Raw genomic sequence first — 18,344 nt, 5'->3', positions numbered from 1 at the left:
TATTAAATATCTTCTAGTGTAGCTTCACCATCAAAATCAGGTAGGACAAGAGGCATTGCACCAGTTCGGATTCTTCTCATATGATCAGTCAGCATGCTGACGTAAATCTCATCTCTAGCAAGCCAGGCTCCATAGTTACGCTTGATATGCCGCTCGGCATCCTCAAACGTCTTAAAATGAAAGGCAAGCGGTTCATCATTCCACTCCACCGCCCATTGCCCTGACCGTGATAGATAAACGAAAATTTTATCATCACCCCAACTTTCATACAGCACACCGGTTTCTGAACCTTTTATATTAAATTGATTACGGGCAGCATCCGCTCTCATGGGTTCGAGTTCAAACGGCTCTTCTACAAATAATTGAAATACCACATCACCAATATTGCAGCCGGAAGCCTTGGCATGGCCGCCTCCTCCATAGCGCATAGCAATAGCAGATACATCAATATGTTCGTGAATTGTTCGAAGACTCATTTTTCGACCGCCCATGTTTAATATGGCTATGTAATCCAAATGTGGATGGCTTGTCCCCAGCTCACTGGCTAGTTCGGAATGGTATGATTCCGCATACACAATGCCGGCACACTCGCTGCCAATAAAGGTCTGAATCATTTCCCTTCTTTTGCGGCGGATGTAGCGTTCGATTTTATTCTCCTCCATATCAAGGATTTTCTCCTCGAATTCATCGAAGGTGAAGCTTTGTTGACTCCGAAGCCGATCCACCATTTTAGTCTCAAACTCATCAAGGGATACCATGAAGAACAGGTCGTTCAACCGCTTGGCTTGCAACTTGTTTTCGGACTCCCATTCCCATGTATCATAAAGCCGGACCAATTCCACGAACTGATCCATCGATTCGGTACGCGAAAGCATTCCGTTTTTGATCAAATATTCATAGAGCAATGATGTAGCTGAGGAAAGCCGTCCGTCAGCGTGATATACATCGACCTGAGCCCAAGGGTAGTCGTTAAAATGATTTGCTGTTTTATGATGATCAATCAACCGGACATGGCCACCGTCCTTTACATAGCGATCTAAACGCTGCTCCAGCTCGCTGTTGACTGTAAGGTCCGTAATAAACAGCAGATCGTCTGGGTTTCCCTGAACGGGTACCCGGTTCAAATACCTTTCCACCTGGAAGTTCAGTCCGCTGATGGAATTGTAACGGATATCAACCTCGTCTCCGAATGCGCACTTTGCAATAATGCCACAGCCCACTCCATCAAGATCGTTATGGCTGTATAAATAATACATTGAGTGAACAGCTCCTTATAAAAATGTTTATTTCTAACTTTAAGTTCCCCTTTATTTTTCCACTTTAGTCACCTGTAAGCAAGAAGCTTGTCCGAACCAAAAAAGGTAAGTTCCCAAAAGGTCCATTGACCTGGGATGTTTTGTATGAGGCGCTACGCGTATGACCACATTTGTAACAAAGACAAAAAGAAACCCCCATTTGATAAAGCATGCGTCGAGCCACCAAATTACCAAGGAGAGTTTCTTCAAATACTCAATATGCCAGACCACTAAACACCAAGCAGGCCACCAATTGATAAATGCATGGGTGGCCTGCCTGGGGTCTCCTTAGAAAGCTACGGGTTTATGAAAACTCATCCCTGCGTAGCCTTTTTCTAATAGGTATCCTAATTTACTTATTTAAAGTTAGTTTGCAGCCTGTACAGGTCTAGGACCCTTAGACGATTTAACTTCATACATCCCGTGTGAAGAGCTTACAATATGATCAGGCGTCGGTTTGCCGCGACTGTTCCGGTGGCCTTGAATATGCGCTTCACTCGTCTCCCAGCGCTTCCATGCTTCCTTAGAGTCCCAACGGATCATCACGATAACTTCTTCAGTCTCGTCGCCTCTGCGAGCATTTTTGACCATGACACTCAGATCAATGAATCCTTCGATCTCCTCGATCGGTCCTGGTCCGCTAAATCTTTCCACGACAAGATGAGACGTGCCGGATTTGACGATGATTGTTTTAGTTTCGATTAACATGCATACCCACTCCCCTAGGATAATTCTACTAAGTTTCATTCTAAATGATAAAGATTATCATTGTCAACCAATAAAAGCTGATACCTAAAAAAGCCTGACAACCTGTTAAGGATGATCAGGCTCTTATAAATTTACCGGCTTGATGTACAGGAATGGCAATCATCTGTTAAGTAAAACAACGATTTGAACCCGACTTTTTTGAGCTTACGTGCGGCGAGCAGTCCCTCAGACCGATTCGGGGTTACGATAATGACCTCGTCTTCCGGACTCAATTCTTTATCCCATACAAAGGGCAGCCTACCAAGGGAGATGTTAACTGATTCCTTCAAATGACAGGCAGTATATTCAGAGACGTCCCGAACATCGAGCACCTTTAAATTCGGGTGATCTTTTTTTGCCTGAGCGAGCTCGCTGCACTTCATTTGTTTCAGTCCGTGAATTGGAACCCACCGGCGATATGCGTAAACCAGCAGCATAGCTGCAATCATATATGCGAAAAACAAAACCGATTCCTCCCCAAGGTCACCTAATAACCTCTTGATTAGGCAAAAACGCTAAAAAAATAAGATCTGCATGCAGGTAAGTGTCAATAACATGAATTATTGTAACATGAAGGTGCTGCGCATAGGTTACATATGATTCAAACATCTTACCCCCACGGGTATAATATAAGATGTAATGATTCGTATGTCAAGTCGTTGAGCAGAGTTCCTAAACTCATAATACTGGCCGTATATCATAGGGTGATTATGCTGCTTATCGTTCTTTTTTCACTCTGAAGTAACGTTTGTAGATCAAGTGTATCTATCCAAAAGTGGGTGAAAAGGGTATAATTTCCTTTATCTATTTCACCTTAAGAACAGAGGTGTTGTTACCCGTGTCTATTCATCACTTTCTTGAGCTGACGTTTGCTTTTAAAGACCATAAAATCGGGGTGCCTTTCCCCATTACATCGCAAGATTTGGCAAATATATGGTATTGCACTCCGCGCAACGTCAAGGTTATTATACGGAAACTTACCCAACTCGGCTGGATCGAGTGGCAGGCTGGACGTGGTCGAGGTAATCTCTCCCTGTTAACCATTGCAACATCATCGGATGAACTACTCCTGGAAGAAGCGAAAACCCAAACCTCTAAAGGTCAAATTAAGCATGCGTTTGAGCTGATAGACAAATATAGCCATGTGCCCAGTACTAAAGAGTTATATATGGAGTGGTTGTCCTCAGGCATGGGTGTCTCCCGCGAGATTATCTCCGACCAGGTCATGGACAGACTTCGATTTCCGGTTTGCTTGCCCATCCACCATCTTGATCCGGCTAGGCTGCTCTATGTGTTCGACGAACATATTGCCCAGCACCTATTCGATACGCTGGTGGAACATCATCCTGAAGATAATAAAATTCTCCCTTCCATCGCTCATGCTTGGGAGAGCGACTCCACATTCCAGACCTGGACGTTTCATTTAAGGAAGGGCATAATGTTTCATCATGGTCGCGAGCTGTCTGCGGAGGACGTTATTTTTACATTAAATCGCCTGCGTCATGATCCAGAACGTTATGAACAAAGCTGGATGTCAGTAGGTATACAATCAGTAATTGCTATTGACCGTAAAACGGTAAGAATCAACTTGAAGGAATCGAACTACTTATTCCTCCACTTTATGAGCAGCACTGAAGCTTCGATTGTGCCACAGGATGTCGTTGAACAAGATGAAGAAGCCTTTATAAGAAAACCTATCGGTACCGGTCCTTTTCGTTTAGTACAGCTGGATGAACAAATATGTGTTCTGGAAGCTTTTCCTACTCATTTCAAAGGCAGACCCAATCTCGACCGTGTGGAAATTTTACTACTTCCGGAACATGAGAACTTCTCCTTACGGAAACTTGATTGGACTCCGCTGATGACCACGAACAGCAGTGTTGTTCAAGTAAGTCAGGGACCCGGGATAAGTCCTCCTTCGGAATGGAATGAACTTGAAGTCCATATGAGCGGATGCAGCATATTACTCTTTAATCAGCAAAAAAATGGCCCCCAGAACCATATCGCTTTCCGGGAGGCCATGGCCCTCATATGTAAGTACCCAGGATGTTCTTATGTATGAAATAGTTCTGCGTCAGGATGAAATGAGTGAGATCGAAATGTATTTACAGAAGAGCATTTTCCGCACTTGCCTGAGCGAGGAGATGACAGAAACCTCCAAGAAGATTATTTCCTCTATACTCCGTGAGCCAGACACCCACATTCGTGAGGGCACTTTAAAAAATCTTTAGAAAATTGTACGGGATTCCCGCTCAGTGCTGTTTCTGACCCATAAAAAGCGCAGTACACAGTTTCACTCTTCCGTGAAGGGAATAACACTACGGTCCTCCGGTTGGGTCGATTTTCGATCCGTGTGGTTCCATCCAGATCTTACTGGATAAGTTAAAGCGCGCACTCCTCAATCTCAAACCCAAGATCTTCAATCATCTGCCAGTCCCAATGCTGCTCCTGACCAGCTGTTGTTAGATAATCGCCTACAAAAATGGAGTTTGCCGCATATAGAGCCATCACTTGAAGGGAACGTAGGTTGACCTCTCTGCCACCGGCAACTCGAATCTCCTTCGTTGGATTGACAAAACGCATCATAGCCAAAAGTTTCAGACATTTGGCAGGTGTAAGCTCACTCCGGCCTTCAAGTGGCGTTCCGTCAATCGCATTCAAGAAGTTACATGGTATCGAATCCGCATCCAGCTGTTTTAGCGCTATTGCTATGTCCACTGCCTCCTCATCGCTTTCTCCCATGCCGAAAATAACTCCGGAACACGGTGAAATCCCTGAATATTTAACCTGCTCAAGTGTTTCAATCCGATCTTCGTAGGTATGGGTTGTCGTAATGTGTCCATAGTTATCTTTCGAAGTATTCAAATTATGGTTATAGCGATGGACGCCTGCTTCAGCCAGCTTCTGTGCCTGATGTTCTTTCAAGAAGCCAAGGCAGCAGCATATTTTCAAATCTGTTGTCTCTCTGATTTCCCGGACGGCATCCGCTACATGCTCAATTTCCCGGTCTGTAGGACGGCGTCCGGAAGCGACAATACAGTAAGTCCCCGCTTTTCTGCGGATCGATTCATGGGCTCCTTCGATAATTTTCTCCTTTGTAAGCCAGGCGTACTTCTCGATCGGTGCCTCTGAAACGATGGATTGAGAACAGTAGCCGCAATCCTCAGGACACAGTCCTGATTTGGCATTGATGATCATGTTAAGCTTAACCTTCCTGCCAAAATAGTGGCTTCGGATCATAAATGTTGCTTGCAGTAAAGCTAACAGCTGATCATCACTGCTACGTACAATTGCTACTGCTTCATCAGCCGTAACTTGGTGTCCATCAATCACCCTATTCGCCAGCAGTGTCCATTCATGAATTGTCTGTGTAATCATAGGTAAATCCCCTTTAGCTATTCTAATGTAAACCCAAAACAATCAAAATAAAGTTAACAATAAGAATACAATAAACGAAATAGCCTTGTTTTTCAATCCAAATGATACGTTTAGATTTGTGCATAACGACTTTGAAATACACAAAAACCAACAGATACCCAAGATGAATCCTCGGATGGCCTGTTGGTTTTTTTTAAGAGATATCCCTATTACTCATTTAATTCTACTTATAGAACAACTTCTGCTTTATATTATGGAGCTCTCTGTGGCAGAAGTTTTACATATTCGTCAGACAACTTCATAAGCTTCAGCACGTAATCATAGTCATCCCGGTAAGGTGAAATATCTTGAACGGGCTGCAATGTTTTTAATGTAACCGCAGTTCCATCCTCAAATCCATCTCCAGGGACAAACATAACCTCATTGTTGAAGAACGAGCCTGTCGGCAAGTAATATCTCATACCGAATACGTTCTTATCAATGTTTAGCAGATCCTGCCCCATAGCAGTAAACTGTTCTTTTTTCAATGAAATCCCCATGATGTTCGCGATCGTTGGCATCATATCAACTTGACCTCCGACCTGTTCAATCGTCTTCCCTTCCTTCAGCCCTGGTATGTGGACTATAAAAGGAATGTTAAACCGACTGATTCTCTCATGGTAAGGAACACCCAGAGAAGACGTAATCAGACTAGGATCTGTATCGTTACTGTTAATTCCAAAATGATCACCATATACTACCAGAACCGTGTCTTCCCATAACCCATTTTGTTTCAGTGATTCGATCAGTTTACCCAGTGCGAAATCCGAGTAGTTGACGGAATCCAGATAATTACCCAGCTGTGTTCCTTTCAGGTCAGAGGGAATATTAATTTTCGAAAAACTCTCCGGTACCGTGAACGGAGAGTGGCTCGAGACGGTAACAAATTGAGCATAAAATGGTTTGTTGTCTTTATGCACATCTCTCACTGTTTCTATTCCAACACGATACAATTCTTCATCCGATGGTCCAAAACTATTAAAATTGTCGTTAGTAAAGTATGGTTTATCATAAAAATGATTAAAGCCGAGCGCCGGATACATCTTGTTTCGGTCCCAGAAGGTGACATCATTTACATGAAACGTATTGGTTATATACCCTTGCTCGCCAAGCAGACGCGGCAGACTCGGAAGTTCCCGGCTGCCAAAGCCAGTTGACATCGCAACCGAACCTAAAGGATATATCGAGGTGTTCGATAAGAACTCAGCGTCCGATGTATTGCCTTGGCCAATCTGCTGGAACACATAAGGAAAGTACAACCCCTCATCCGCAAGCTGATTCATTACAGGCGTGATCACCTGATTGTCCAAAGATTGATGAATCGGGAAATTCTGCAGTGACTCCATCTGAACGACAATCAGATTTTTACCTTTACCCACTCCAAAATATTCCGGATTTTTCCCATCCTTCTTCACTTCCCGGTAAGGATAGCTTGCCTGTAACTTTTTAATTTCTTTAATTGTATCCTGTAGATTTCCTTCCGCCACTGCCTTTTTCTCCTGCCCGCTTTTTACAACAGCAGCCACCTGATAATTCATAAAGCCCATATGCTCCGCACGAACAAGTTCATTCTCAATTCCCCATGCTTTGCGGATCGATAACCCTGATATGACTATACCTAGGATCAATAGACCGGCCATACTTAATTTCCATCCGGAAATCCTTTTTGAGCCTCTATAAGAAGTCTGCGTAAAAGTGGTGAAGCCTCCGGATCTGGAATTCCGCCTGCGAAACCGGTTTGTGATCCAAACAACAGCCATAACCAGTACATCCGCAAATAAAATAAAATGTTCTGGTTCGAGTAACGTCGTTATGCTGGAGCGCACCTGATGCACCTGTCCAAGACCAGATAATGCAGTATATGTCGGTATGGATCCAAAGTACACATTATAGATCGCTGAAGCAAACAAAATGAGTGACACAACAAAATTAAACACCCAATAAACGATATGTCGTCTCTTCATTGGAATGAGCAGCTCTAGAAAGCTCATCAATACAAGCAGAGAAAAGGCATCTGTAGGGACTTTCCCCCACATGACTTCTTTAAATAAAAACAACCTTAATAACATCAATTTCAGCAGCAGAAGCAAAAAAACACCGCTGAACAATCCTGCTCTTTGTTTCCACGTTCTTTCCATGTTCTATCTATCTCCCTACTTCTATTTTAAAATGTAATTTTAAGAATCGTTCCCTATTATAACAGGTATGTAAACCTCAATCTATTCAGCCACAGGAGAAAGAACGCCCAAAGCTTGTAAATCATGGTCAATTGCCTCATGCACACCTCTCTCGTCTCACGTACGATAGAGCATTCCAATCAAAGGCTGGAGGGTTTAAGCATGAAAACGGTAGTAACCGGCGGAGCGGGTTTTATTGGCTCTCACCTCGTCAACCGACTGGTTTCACAAAGCTATGAAGTACATGTGATCGATAACCTGACAACCGGTGATCCAGGTCGGTTGCATTCCGAGGCGGTTCTGCATGTCACGGATGTGGGTAGTGATCAGGCGGCGACATATATCCGGCTGCTTAAACCGGATATTGTCTTTCATTTAGCGGCGCAAGCGGATGTGCAGCAGTCCATCAAGTCACCAACTGCTGATGCGTACGCTAATATTAAGGGAACAATTAATGTATTGGAAGCATGCCGGGCAGCCAAAGTTCGAAAAATCATATTTGCATCGTCATCCGAAGTGTACGGAAATGTAGCGAAGGATGTTCTGACTGAGGATGACCCGGTATCTCCGATTTCTTTTTATTCCTTATCTAAGCTCGCAGCTGAACAGTACATCCGTCTGTATAAACACTTTTATGGACTGGAATATACCATACTCCGTTATAGTCATGTATATGGCCCCAGACAAACGACAAATGGTGAAGGTGGTGTTATTAGCGTCTTTAGTGAACAGATGAGTAGCGGACTCCCTCTGAGCATATTCGGAGACGGTACACAGACACGGGACTTTATTTATATAAAAGATGTAGTCGAAGCCAATCTGGCCGTCATCGACCTTGGACATAGTGATACATTGCATGTGAGTACGGGACAGTGCACAAGCGTTAACCAGATAGTCGATATCGTGCGCGGACAATTTACCGGTGTCATTGACGTGAACTACCTTCCTGCCAAGCCGGGAGACATTGCACACAGCTGCCTTGATAACAGTAAGATCATGTCCATGCTGAATTGGAAGCCTGAATATACTATTGAACAAGGTTTAATGGAAACTACCCGATATTGGAGTGTCTCCTCCAACAACGTATGACAAGTAGAGCCAGCTTAACCGTCTTAAAAAGACGGTTACGTTTCTGCGAGGAATATTAGATTATTTATGCGTGAAACTTATAAATTCCAATATTCAGAAAAAGCGCCCCCGATCAAAAGCTGATCGTTGGCGTTTTTTTAAGGTGTTCGAAAATTCAGCCCAAACTCTCTGTCTGCAGATCGGTTGGAGCTACGGCTGTAGCTTTCTTGGATGGTCGGACATTTAGGAACAGGATGAGTCCAAGCAGCACGAGTGCACCCCCGGCAGCCTGCAGACCATTCATAGACTCGTTAAGAAGGAGAAACGCGAGCAAGCTTGCTCCCACCGGTTCCCCAAGAACGCTCATCGATACCGTCGAAGCGGATGAATAACGCATAAGCCAATTAAATAGAAGATGGCCGAATACCGTTGGCACGACAGCAAGCAGGGCGAATATTCCCCACTCTTTAGCTGCATATCCTGTCAACGGGATCCCTGAGAACATATTGTAACCAGCCAGGAACAATGCCGCAAAAACAAATACAAACCAGCTGTAAAGAAATGAAGGTATCCGTTTAAGCAGCATTTGCCCCAGAAGCATATGTGCCGCGATCGCTGCCGTTCCGAACAGTGACATTAAATCACCTGTCAGATGGCTACCTGTACCGCTCATCCCACTTTTACCGATCAGCAGAAACACGCCAAGAAAAGCGATTCCCATTCCGGATAGCGCAGAGACAGATGTTCTCTCTTTAAAGAAAACATAAGCTCCGATCATCACAAAAACCGGCTGAAGCGCCAGAATGATCGTTGAGCTTGCCACACTAGTCCATTGCAGTGAACCCATCCATAGCAGAAAATGAACCGCCAGCATTATACCGGAAGCCATAAGTTTCAATATGTCTGTTCCTTTAAGTTTGCGAGCTTGCGAAATATATTTGATTCCAAAAGGCAGCATGAAGAGCATGGTGAGAATGAGCCTGTACATGGCTTGAATCGACACAGGCGCATCGGACCACTTCACAAAAATAGATGAGAATGAAATAGCAGTTATTCCGATAAAAAGCAGAATAGCTACTGGAATTGGCGGTTTTTCTAGATTCATGATGGTTAAATGTCTCACCTTTCGTGTATTATTAGAGAATGATTTATTATATTGTAAGGAGATTAATTGTAGCGCTATGAAGACAACAAACCAACGAACTAAAATGAGCCCTCCCAAATTTTTAGCTATCGGTTTTCTTTCCATTACGCTCTTCGGCACATTCTTGCTCAAGCTGCCGATTTCTACAGAAAATGGTATACCGACACCACTGATCGATGCGTTTTTTACGGCTGTATCCGCCATCAGCGTGACAGGTCTCACCGTAGTAGACACCGGTACGCATTGGTCAATGTTTGGAGAAATTGTCATGCTGATGCTTGTTCAGCTTGGAGGCCTTGGATTTATGACCTCCGCGACATGGATCGCGCTGATGTTGAACCGCAGAATATCTCTACGGGAACGAATGATTCTTCAGGAAGCGATGGGGCAATACCAGATCCAAGGAATTGTCGACCTGATCCGTCGCGTTCTCGTCTATGCATTTACAATTGAAGGGATAGGCGCATTACTGCTCACTTTGCGTTTTTGGGCGGAGATGCCGCTGGCCGATGCTGCTTACCTTGGCATATTCCAGAGTGTTTCCATTTTCAATAACGCAGGATTCGATCTGCTGGGTGGCATTCATGGTCCATTCACCGGATTTGCAACCTATGGCACTGATCCGATACTCAATATCATTAATATGGCCCTTATTTTTCTAGGTGGGATTGGATTTATCGTCATGTTTGATGTCATTGAATATCCTAAGTGTCGAAAGCTTTCTCTGCATTCCAAGGTAGTCCTTACCGTAACGTCACTGCTAATTGTTATCGGTGCGCTGATGCTGTTTATTTTGGAATTTAATAATCCGGCAACACTCGGTCCACTCTCCTACCCGCAAAAGATCATGGCCTCCTTTTTCCAATCGGTTACGTCACGATCAGGGGGAGTCAGTACGATTGATATTGGTGGACTGCAGCAATCATCCCAATTTTTCATGATTATGTTGATGTTTATTGGTGCCGCTCCCGGATCAACGGGCGGAGGTATTAAAGTAACGACCTTTGCCGTACTGATTGGTGCCGTTATCACGATGATACAGGGTAAACGTGATGTAGTGCTGTTCCGGAACCGTATCTCTCAAGCAGTCGTTTATCGTGCGGTCACCTTAACTATTATTTCCCTGCTGCTTCTGGTTGGGTTTTCCATGTTCTTGTCTGCGACTGAATCCAGTGATTTTCTGGCTATTCTGTTTGAATCCGTGTCCGCTTTCGGTACAGTTGGACTATCGATGGGACTGACAACCGAGCTGTCCGAGATCGGAAAAGTAACGATTGCACTGCTCATGTTCCTAGGACGTTTAGGACCACTGACGCTGGCATATGCACTGAACCGCAGACGCTATAAGGACTTGTACCGTCATCCGGAAGGGAAAATCATTATCGGCTAATCATTTTACAGACATGACGCCCTCTGAATCACAGAACAAACCGTCCGCTTCCCTCACGGGAGACGGACGGTTTATTTGTGATCAGCCCTGATGATTTACAATGGGACAGAGACTAGAGCTTTATGCGAATCCGCCGGCATCAATAGCAGCATCCAGCAGATCGTCAAACAATTCGTCATTCTCTTCAATTTGAGCGTCAATTTTCAAAAATTGCTCCTCCGGACCCGGCTCACCGGCGAAATTCAGACTGTAATCCCAGTCTCGTCCATTCTTGCTCATAAATGTGATCTCATAAGCAGAAGTTTGTCCTTCCAAGGTAAATACGGTGTATCCTATAAAATTATTCTCCTCATCACGCTGCATACCTGCACGATCGATGGTAACCTGTGACATAGGTCCACTCTCCTTCAAAATGCTTAACAATGTTGCTCATAAAATTCAGTATATCACTTTTTATGTGGATCGATTAGTGTTTTTCATCTGAGCGGCAATTTAGTATAATGTGGTTATTGCTTTTAAAAAATATGTAATTGGAGGGTACCTCATGTCCGACTTTAAATTATCCCTGGACAAGTATGCGGAACTGACTGTCAAAGTAGGAGTCAATGTACAGAAAGGGCAGACTTTAGTTGTCCATGCACCTGTAGAATCCGCTGAATTTATCCGCTTAATCGCCGCAAAGGCTTATGAAGCGGGTGCCCGCCTGGTCAAAGTGCTCTGGAATGATGAAGCCTTAACCCGGCTTCAATATGAGAAAGCATCTGATGACGTGTTTACAGAAAAACCAAAATGGTTTGTCGGTGAAATCGTTGAGCTTGTTGAGAACGGTGCAGCAGTTCTTCATGTACTTGCCGAGAACCCGGATCTCCTGAACGGTATCGATCCAGAAAGAATTGCGAACTTCTACAAGACACGTGGAGAAGCTATGAAGCAGTATCGTGCCTATCAGCAAGCTGATAAATTCAGTTGGTGCCTAATTGCAGTACCTTCCCCTGCTTGGGCTGCGAAAGTATTCCCAGACGTACCTGAAGCTGAGCAGATGGACAAGCTCTGGAATGCCATTTTCCACACGGTCCGTGTAGATCAAGAGAATCCGGTGGAAGCCTGGAACCGCCATTTGAACGTACTTGAAGAGAAATCGGCAGTCCTGAACGCCAAGAAATATAAGGCTCTGCATTACATAGCTCCAGGCACGGATTTGACCATTGAACTGCCAAAAGGTCATATTTGGGCACAAGGAGACAGCATTAACGAGCAGGGTCACGCCTTTGTTGCGAATATGCCAACAGAGGAAGTATTTACAGCTCCTCTGAAGACAGGCGTTAACGGAACGGTAAGCAGCACCAAACCGCTAAGCTATGCAGGTAATATCGTAGATAATTTCTCACTTACCTTCGAGAACGGACGAGTTGTCAGCTTTACGGCTGAGCAAGGTTATGAAACACTTGAGCGTCTGCTCAATATGGATGAAGGTGCTCGTTATCTCGGCGAAGTCGCTCTTGTTCCACACCAGTCTCCGATTTCAGAGTCGAACATCTTGTATTACAATACACTATTTGATGAGAATGCTTCCAACCACCTGGCAATCGGAAGTGCTTATGCTTTCTGCCTGGAGGGCGGAAAAGAAATGTCTCAGGACGACCTGGTTAAGCATGGACTGAATACAAGTGTAACTCACGTTGATTTCATGATCGGCTCAGGCGACATGGACATTAACGGAATTACCGAGGATGGAAAAGAAGAACCTGTATTCCGTAACGGAAACTGGGCATTTTAATTCATTATCACGTTCACAGCAGCCTCATCTCTTTGGAGTGACGGCTGCTGTGTTGTAATGACTAACACCTCTACTGCCCTATTATTGACCTGAGGTTGATTTAAGTGTTTACTAATCATCAATTTGGAGGTTCTTACATGCTTACTTTTGAACAAAAACTGGAGCGTTACGCTGAACTGGCCGTTAAGGTTGGAGCGAATGTTCAACCAGATCAAATTCTTGTCGTTAACGCGATGATTGAAGCCGCTGAGCTCGTTCGTCTCGTCGTAAAAAAAGCGTACGAAGCTGGTGCCAAGCTGGTCAAAGTCAATTACAGTGACGAAGTGGTAAACCGGATCCGTTACGATCTGGCTCCGGGCGAATCTTTCTTGGAGCCGCCGAAGTACCAGGCTGAGGAAATGACAGAGCTAGCGGAGAACGGTGCTGCCTTCATGACCATTCTTTCGGCAAATCCGGATCTCATGAAAGGTGTAAATCCAGAACGCATCTCCAATTACCAACGAACCTTTGGTGCTGCGATGGCCAAATACCGGCAATATCAACAGGCGGACAAGATGAGCTGGACCGGACTTGCTTTTGTATCACCAGATTGGGCAGCAAAGGTCTTCCCCGATGCTCCGCAGGATCAACAAGTCGACATGCTGTGGGATGCTATTTTCCAAGCGGTTCGTGCGGACCAGGAAGACCCGATTGCTGCATGGGAGAAACATATCGATACATTGCAGCATAAATCGGATGAGCTCAACAGCAAGAAGTACCACAAGCTTCATTTCGTATCCGAAGGCACAGACTTGACAGTTGAGCTACCCGAAGGACATATTTGGGCCCAAGCGGGAAGTCACAATGAAAAAGGCGATCGTTTTGTAGCGAACATTCCGACAGAAGAAGTATTCACAGCTCCTCTAAAAACCGGAGTTAACGGGACCGTTCGCAGCACGAAGCCACTAAGTTATGGCGGAAACATTATCGACAACTTCTCAATTACGTTTAAAGATGGACGGATTGTAGAATATTCAGCTGAAGAAGGCCAAGATACACTTGCCCGTCTCATTGAAATGGATGAAGGATCACATTATTTGGGCGAGGTTGCTCTGGTTCCTTATGCGTCACCTATTTCGGAGAGCGGGATTTTGTACTACACAACCTTGTTTGACGAGAACGCCTCCTGCCACTTGGCCATCGGTAGCGCATATGCTTTCAACCTTGAAGGCGGAAAAACGATGACTGCCGATCAGCTCGCCTCAAGCGGACTGAATGCAAGCATAACTCACGTTGACTTCATGATGGGTTCCAAAGAATTGAACATTACAGGCATTACCCATGATGGTCAGGAAGAACCGATCTTTATTAACGGAAACTGGGCTTAATCTATTCTGTCTGCTTCACAACCAAAGAGACCGCCGATTTAACGGCGGTCTCTTTGGTTTGAGCGGATTGATATTAATTAACTCAAAAAAAGATGGCGAAGTAGCCAACTGATTGTACAATTTCATAAACTGATCCATATCGTAGGAGCCTCACGGCTCCATCTCCTTCCAAACCACTCCGCACTTGTAACCGTTACAAATGTAACAGTTCAATTTATCCGGCATTTTCCTCGTCATCCTGCAGTTAACCTCATTCTGTTCTGCGAGCAGCATCTACGTTCCAATACCTGAATCGTCATATGGTACTTCGGCGTCTCCAGTGCGTTCTCACTGCTGATCCGCTTCATCTTTAAGGAAACAGAGCCTTCATCTGAATTGCAACATCAGAGAAATAATAAGCAGTGCAAGATCATAGGTTACAGGGTAATCAATCTTCATCGCTAACATTCCAACTGAAATATTTCTAACTAGAAAATATTGGGCGCTTAATACGAAAATGATGTAAAATAATGAGAGGATTAGCAAGAGGATTCACCAGAGAGGAGAATAACGCGTGTCTAACCGATTGCAATTACTCCTCGCAGCAGATTTCAATGAAATAAGTGAACCTATGCAGGAAGAGGTTTATTATGAATTTTATGATTTGGTCTACGGACAGATTATGTATGTGCTCCGGGACCACGCTGCTGTTGAGGACATTATTCAAGAATCATTCATTAAAGTAATAACAAGCAAGCCGGTTTTTGATAATATAAACAAATTAAAAGCTTGGTTACGAGTGGTTTCTAAAAATACAACAATGAATTATTTAAGAAAAAATAAAAAATACCGTAACCAAGTCGATGTTGACCGTGTTTTTATAAGTGAAGAGGAATTGGTTGCTTCTTCCACTAATGTTGAACATCAGGTAGAGTCCAAAATGATGGAAGAATCCATTAAGAAATATCTAGAGCAGTTGAAGCCCGAATATCGGCTGCTCATCGAGTACCGCTGGAAGCACGGATTAACCTATAAGGAAATCGCCGAGCTGCTGAATACCCGGGAAGACATTGTGAAGCAGCGTCTATTCCGAGCCAGGGAATCTGTTAAGAAAATGCTATATAGGGAGTGGGGTGTTATGGATGAACAACGAAAAATATGATGATTGGTTTAACGAAGTTTTTGATGAGGCTTTTGAGCGTGCTGCTTCTCATTCCTCTACTCCTGATCATGACACCAAACGGGAATCTTGGCTACAGGTCAAGCAGCAGCTTGAGAGTAAATCTAGACGTAAACAACGCCGACGCAGATTTCAAATGGCAGGGATTATTGCCGCTTCTATGGCTATTGGAGCAATTTTATTTTCTCCGCCAACGATTACTCAGGCCGTATCACCAATTTATCAGCAAATCAAGGAATGGGGTGACGGTATCGTAACGATTATATCTGGTAAGGATGATTCGGTAACAGATACCGTGCCGAAGACGAGTCCACCACCTGGAAGGTCAGGAGAAATATACGAAAATTTAGGCGAAGAGGTTTTGTGGAGCAGTTCTGCGGAAGACAATAATTTGACATTAGAAGAAGTTAAGTCAAGGTTAACGTTTACGTACTCGGATTTCGAGTACATTCCCCAAGGATACAAGTTCCATGATGTACTCGTGGCTCCGATAGACGAGGAATCACGGATTCATGATATGGCTATTCAATATGTATCGGAGAGCGGCAAAATTCTGAACATTTCATATATCAATATAATTAACGGTCCCGTCTCAGTCAGCACCCTCAGCTCACCATCTTCTGAGAGTTTTCAGCTTAATTCAGGAACAGAAGCCTTATACACAAAAGGCATCGCCAGTTCTATACAATTTACACACAATGGTGTAATGATTCGAATCGTTAGTGAAATGAGCAAGGAAGAGCTGCTAAGAATGGCTAACAGCTTACCATAATGATGAAGGGCGTACCCATTATCGGGTACGCCCTTTATTATAATTGAATCAGTTCCCCATTAACAATGATTCTGTATACATGACCTGCGTTTCAGTTTTGCCATTCACCGTAGCAAAATGTATCGTTTTTCCACGGTAATAATAACCTTCGATTGCACTAAAAGACTTTGTCCCGTAATAACTGTTAGAATTTGCAGTGCTACCGGAACTACTTGCGACTTCTACCCAAACGGAGCCCGTCCAGCGTTGAAGAAAAAAATCTACACCAATAGAGCTTGCTTTCTGATTTGCGTATGTATTTCCTGATATATCCATTCCAGAACTAGTTTTTCGGATAGAAGATACCGCATCGATTAAATATGAATTCATTGGATTTACGTTCATGATGTTCATCTCAACTGGAGGTGGAGTCGTTAATGCCCCGGCTATTTTGTCTTCTGTCGTATCAGCGGATGCGCCACCTGCAATCGCCAAGCTGACCAACAAAGTTGCTGTAAAAGCCGGTATTACGCGTGAAAGCTTCTTTACGTTTGACATAACATCACCTTTTCTCTCATGATTTTATCGAACATCCATATATTAACATACCCATACGACAAAGAAATGTCTTTTTCTTCATTTTTAGAATCAATTTAAAAAAAGACAACGGCTATAAGCCGCTGTCTTCTTAGTGCCATCGCATATATTATGCGCCGGCCTCCTCCTGTATCACCTGCTGTTTCAGCAAAGTAATGCGGGATATTCGTTTATTTTCCGTCTCTTCCACAACGAATAAATATTCGCCGTAAGAATATGTCTGACCTTTATGCGGAAGGATGACTTCCAGACGGGAAGACAACCAACCACCAATCGTATCATAATCCTCTGTATCCACATCCAGACCAAAATGGCCATTAATTTCGTTGATCAACATCAACCCATCAATAGAATACTCATCCTCAGACACGATTTCAATTCCCTGCCGCTCCTCATCAAACTCATCCTGAATTTCACCAACAATTTCTTCCATGATGTCCTCCAGAGTAACAAGGCCGGACGTACCACCGTATTCATCGATCAGAATCGCAATTTGCGTTTTGCTCCGTTGCATACGCTTCAGCAGTTCACTAATCTTCATCGATTCAGGAACCGCGATGATCGGGCGAATAAGTGAAATCTGGTCCCGGACATATCCCCGCATTAAATCCTTAATATGAATAAATCCAATAATATGGTCCTTATCCTCATCGCAGATCGGGTAACGGGTCCTCATTCCCTCATGGGCGATCTCGAGATTTTCCTGCATGGACAGATTGCTGTATAAACAGATCATATCCGTACGAGGAATCATGATCTCTCTTGCTGTTGTATCCGCAAATTCAAAAATGTTATCTACCAGGGTCAGTTCCGTATCATTTATCAGACCAATCTCGCTGCTTTCCTTCATCAGATCACGCAGTTCTTCCTCTGTGTGAGCCGTTCCCCGTTCAACAACAGGTGTCATCCGGAATAAGCGCAGAAGACCGCTCGATAAATTGTTAACTAACCAGATAACCGGATACGATATTTTATAGAAGATGTCCATCGGTCTTGCTGACAACATGATTATCGTCTCCGCCTTGCGGACAGCAACTGTTTTGGGTGCGAGTTCGCCTAATACGATATGCATCACTGCGATAAACGCAAATGCAATCACAATAGACACCACATGTAGCACTGTGTCTCCAAGCCCTAATGCTTGAAACCATGGAGCTATCATGGACGCAATAGCACGTTCTCCGATCCATCCAAGTAGAAGCGATGAAATCGTAATGCCGAGCTGGCAAGCGGACAAGTATGCGTCCAAGTTGCGCAAAATCCGCTGGGCTATTCTTGCGTTCTTCTTTCCTTCTTCAACAAGTGCATCAATCCGGCTGCCTCTGACCTTTACGAAAGCCAGCTCAGCCGATACAAAAAAACCATTTAGTAATACTAAAAACAATATCAAGGATATTCCCAACCAACTCGGTAAAGGGTCACTCAATCGTTCTCCTATCCGCCGTATGAACTACT

The 18,344-nt window shown here is 44.0% G+C and carries 18 protein-coding genes; 8 read left to right on the top strand and 10 right to left on the bottom strand.

Going from position 1 to position 18,344, the window contains the following annotated elements; translation table 11 throughout:
• Window positions 1–2: 2 nt before the first annotated feature.
• The 3 genes from MNQ98_RS13420 to MNQ98_RS13410 form a co-directional block, all read right to left on the bottom strand.
• Window positions 3–1,256 (bottom strand): DHH family phosphoesterase, encoded by a 1,254-nt coding sequence (locus MNQ98_RS13420; RefSeq protein WP_241933612.1) that lies wholly within the window; start codon window positions 1,254–1,256, stop codon window positions 3–5.
• Window positions 1,257–1,661: 405 nt separating this feature from the next.
• Window positions 1,662–2,003, bottom strand: a complete 342-nt coding sequence (locus MNQ98_RS13415; RefSeq protein WP_208914147.1) for an antibiotic biosynthesis monooxygenase — start codon at window positions 2,001–2,003, stop codon at window positions 1,662–1,664.
• A 131-nt stretch (window positions 2,004–2,134) separates the two neighbouring features.
• On the bottom strand, window positions 2,135–2,506 hold the full coding sequence (locus MNQ98_RS13410) for a rhodanese-like domain-containing protein (RefSeq protein ID WP_241933611.1): 372 nt from the start codon (window positions 2,504–2,506) through the stop codon (window positions 2,135–2,137).
• Between the two features lie 374 nt (window positions 2,507–2,880).
• Here MNQ98_RS13410 and MNQ98_RS13405 point away from each other — a divergent pair, with 374 nt between their 5' ends.
• Together MNQ98_RS13405 and MNQ98_RS13400 are read left to right on the top strand one after the other, a co-directional pair.
• Window positions 2,881–4,104, top strand: a complete 1,224-nt coding sequence (locus tag MNQ98_RS13405) for an ABC transporter substrate-binding protein (RefSeq protein WP_241933610.1) — start codon at window positions 2,881–2,883, stop codon at window positions 4,102–4,104.
• Window positions 4,097–4,273 (top strand): hypothetical protein, encoded by a 177-nt coding sequence (locus MNQ98_RS13400; RefSeq protein ID WP_241933609.1) that lies wholly within the window; start codon window positions 4,097–4,099, stop codon window positions 4,271–4,273. The genes MNQ98_RS13405 and MNQ98_RS13400 overlap by 8 nt, the downstream gene beginning before the upstream one ends.
• 151 nt (window positions 4,274–4,424) lie before the next feature.
• Here the strand turns inward: MNQ98_RS13400 and bioB are convergent, their stop codons facing one another.
• Entirely contained in the window at window positions 4,425–5,420 is a 996-nt protein-coding gene (gene bioB / locus MNQ98_RS13395; protein ID WP_241933608.1) for a biotin synthase BioB, read from the bottom strand.
• Between the two features lie 251 nt (window positions 5,421–5,671).
• The gene (locus tag MNQ98_RS13390; protein WP_241933607.1) at window positions 5,672–7,597 is read right to left on the bottom strand and encodes an LTA synthase family protein; all 1,926 of its coding nucleotides are present in this window, start codon (window positions 7,595–7,597) and stop codon (window positions 5,672–5,674) included.
• Between the two features lie 201 nt (window positions 7,598–7,798).
• On the opposite strand from MNQ98_RS13390, the gene MNQ98_RS13385 reads away from it, so the two are divergent.
• Window positions 7,799–8,725 (top strand): NAD-dependent epimerase/dehydratase family protein, encoded by a 927-nt coding sequence (locus MNQ98_RS13385; protein ID WP_241933606.1) that lies wholly within the window; start codon window positions 7,799–7,801, stop codon window positions 8,723–8,725.
• Between the two features lie 154 nt (window positions 8,726–8,879).
• On the opposite strand, the gene MNQ98_RS13380 is transcribed toward MNQ98_RS13385, so the two are convergent.
• On the bottom strand, window positions 8,880–9,809 hold the full coding sequence (locus tag MNQ98_RS13380) for a DMT family transporter (protein ID WP_241933605.1): 930 nt from the start codon (window positions 9,807–9,809) through the stop codon (window positions 8,880–8,882).
• 76 nt (window positions 9,810–9,885) lie between these two features.
• Here MNQ98_RS13380 and MNQ98_RS13375 point away from each other — a divergent pair, with 76 nt between their 5' ends.
• Window positions 9,886–11,238, top strand: coding sequence for a TrkH family potassium uptake protein (locus MNQ98_RS13375; RefSeq protein WP_241933604.1), 1,353 nt, complete (start codon window positions 9,886–9,888; stop codon window positions 11,236–11,238).
• Between the two features lie 120 nt (window positions 11,239–11,358).
• Here MNQ98_RS13375 and MNQ98_RS13370 read toward each other — a convergent pair whose 3' ends face one another.
• A complete protein-coding gene (locus MNQ98_RS13370; RefSeq protein ID WP_241933603.1) occupies window positions 11,359–11,631 on the bottom strand; it encodes a hypothetical protein in 273 nt (90 codons plus the stop codon).
• A gap of 151 nt (window positions 11,632–11,782) precedes the next feature.
• On the opposite strand from MNQ98_RS13370, the gene MNQ98_RS13365 reads away from it, so the two are divergent.
• Window positions 11,783–13,015, top strand: coding sequence for an aminopeptidase (locus MNQ98_RS13365; RefSeq protein ID WP_208914154.1), 1,233 nt, complete (start codon window positions 11,783–11,785; stop codon window positions 13,013–13,015).
• Window positions 13,016–13,152: 137 nt separating this feature from the next.
• Window positions 13,153–14,382: an aminopeptidase gene (locus MNQ98_RS13360; RefSeq protein ID WP_241933602.1), complete on the top strand. Its 1,230-nt coding sequence runs from the start codon at window positions 13,153–13,155 to the stop codon at window positions 14,380–14,382.
• A 366-nt stretch (window positions 14,383–14,748) separates the two neighbouring features.
• Here the strand turns inward: MNQ98_RS13360 and MNQ98_RS29865 are convergent, their stop codons facing one another.
• Window positions 14,749–14,820: a hypothetical protein gene (locus MNQ98_RS29865; RefSeq protein WP_481856766.1), complete on the bottom strand. Its 72-nt coding sequence runs from the start codon at window positions 14,818–14,820 to the stop codon at window positions 14,749–14,751.
• Window positions 14,821–14,935: 115 nt separating this feature from the next.
• Here MNQ98_RS29865 and MNQ98_RS13355 point away from each other — a divergent pair, with 115 nt between their 5' ends.
• Together MNQ98_RS13355 and MNQ98_RS13350 are read left to right on the top strand one after the other, a co-directional pair.
• Complete coding sequence (locus MNQ98_RS13355; RefSeq protein ID WP_208914157.1) at window positions 14,936–15,523, top strand: RNA polymerase sigma factor; 588 nt, start codon at window positions 14,936–14,938, stop codon at window positions 15,521–15,523.
• A complete protein-coding gene (locus MNQ98_RS13350) occupies window positions 15,504–16,313 on the top strand; it encodes a DUF4367 domain-containing protein (protein ID WP_241933601.1) in 810 nt (269 codons plus the stop codon). The genes MNQ98_RS13355 and MNQ98_RS13350 overlap by 20 nt, the downstream gene beginning before the upstream one ends.
• A gap of 48 nt (window positions 16,314–16,361) precedes the next feature.
• Here the strand turns inward: MNQ98_RS13350 and MNQ98_RS13345 are convergent, their stop codons facing one another.
• On the bottom strand, window positions 16,362–16,850 hold the full coding sequence (locus MNQ98_RS13345) for a hypothetical protein (protein WP_241933600.1): 489 nt from the start codon (window positions 16,848–16,850) through the stop codon (window positions 16,362–16,364).
• A 148-nt stretch (window positions 16,851–16,998) separates the two neighbouring features.
• The gene (locus tag MNQ98_RS13340; RefSeq protein ID WP_241933599.1) at window positions 16,999–18,315 is read right to left on the bottom strand and encodes a hemolysin family protein; all 1,317 of its coding nucleotides are present in this window, start codon (window positions 18,313–18,315) and stop codon (window positions 16,999–17,001) included.
• Window positions 18,316–18,344 lie beyond the last annotated feature (29 nt).

The organism is Paenibacillus sp. N3/727 (assembly GCF_022637315.1).
GTDB lineage: Bacteria > Bacillota > Bacilli > Paenibacillales > Paenibacillaceae > Paenibacillus_AQ > Paenibacillus_AQ uliginis.
Note: the sequence above shows the minus strand (reverse complement) of the source record. Positions and strands in the feature narration are given on the sequence as shown.

What these genes read in the sequence shown, in the direction of transcription:
- MNQ98_RS13415 (WP_208914147.1), bottom strand. Translation starts at nt 2,003, where the DNA reads ATGTTAATCGAAACTAAAACAATCATCGTCAAATCCGGCACGTCTCAT.
- MNQ98_RS13345 (WP_241933600.1), bottom strand. Translation starts at nt 16,850, where the DNA reads ATGTCAAACGTAAAGAAGCTTTCACGCGTAATACCGGCTTTTACAGCA.
- MNQ98_RS13370 (WP_241933603.1), bottom strand. Translation starts at nt 11,631, where the DNA reads ATGTCACAGGTTACCATCGATCGTGCAGGTATGCAGCGTGATGAGGAG.
- MNQ98_RS13390 (WP_241933607.1), bottom strand. Translation starts at nt 7,597, where the DNA reads ATGGAAAGAACGTGGAAACAAAGAGCAGGATTGTTCAGCGGTGTTTTT.
- MNQ98_RS13350 (WP_241933601.1), top strand. Translation starts at nt 15,504, where the DNA reads ATGAACAACGAAAAATATGATGATTGGTTTAACGAAGTTTTTGATGAG.
- MNQ98_RS13360 (WP_241933602.1), top strand. Translation starts at nt 13,153, where the DNA reads ATGCTTACTTTTGAACAAAAACTGGAGCGTTACGCTGAACTGGCCGTT.
- MNQ98_RS13385 (WP_241933606.1), top strand. Translation starts at nt 7,799, where the DNA reads ATGAAAACGGTAGTAACCGGCGGAGCGGGTTTTATTGGCTCTCACCTC.
- MNQ98_RS13400 (WP_241933609.1), top strand. Translation starts at nt 4,097, where the DNA reads ATGTATGAAATAGTTCTGCGTCAGGATGAAATGAGTGAGATCGAAATG.
- MNQ98_RS13375 (WP_241933604.1), top strand. Translation starts at nt 9,886, where the DNA reads ATGAAGACAACAAACCAACGAACTAAAATGAGCCCTCCCAAATTTTTA.
- MNQ98_RS13365 (WP_208914154.1), top strand. Translation starts at nt 11,783, where the DNA reads ATGTCCGACTTTAAATTATCCCTGGACAAGTATGCGGAACTGACTGTC.
- bioB (WP_241933608.1), bottom strand. Translation starts at nt 5,420, where the DNA reads ATGATTACACAGACAATTCATGAATGGACACTGCTGGCGAATAGGGTG.
- MNQ98_RS13420 (WP_241933612.1), bottom strand. Translation starts at nt 1,256, where the DNA reads ATGTATTATTTATACAGCCATAACGATCTTGATGGAGTGGGCTGTGGC.
- MNQ98_RS13380 (WP_241933605.1), bottom strand. Translation starts at nt 9,809, where the DNA reads ATGAATCTAGAAAAACCGCCAATTCCAGTAGCTATTCTGCTTTTTATC.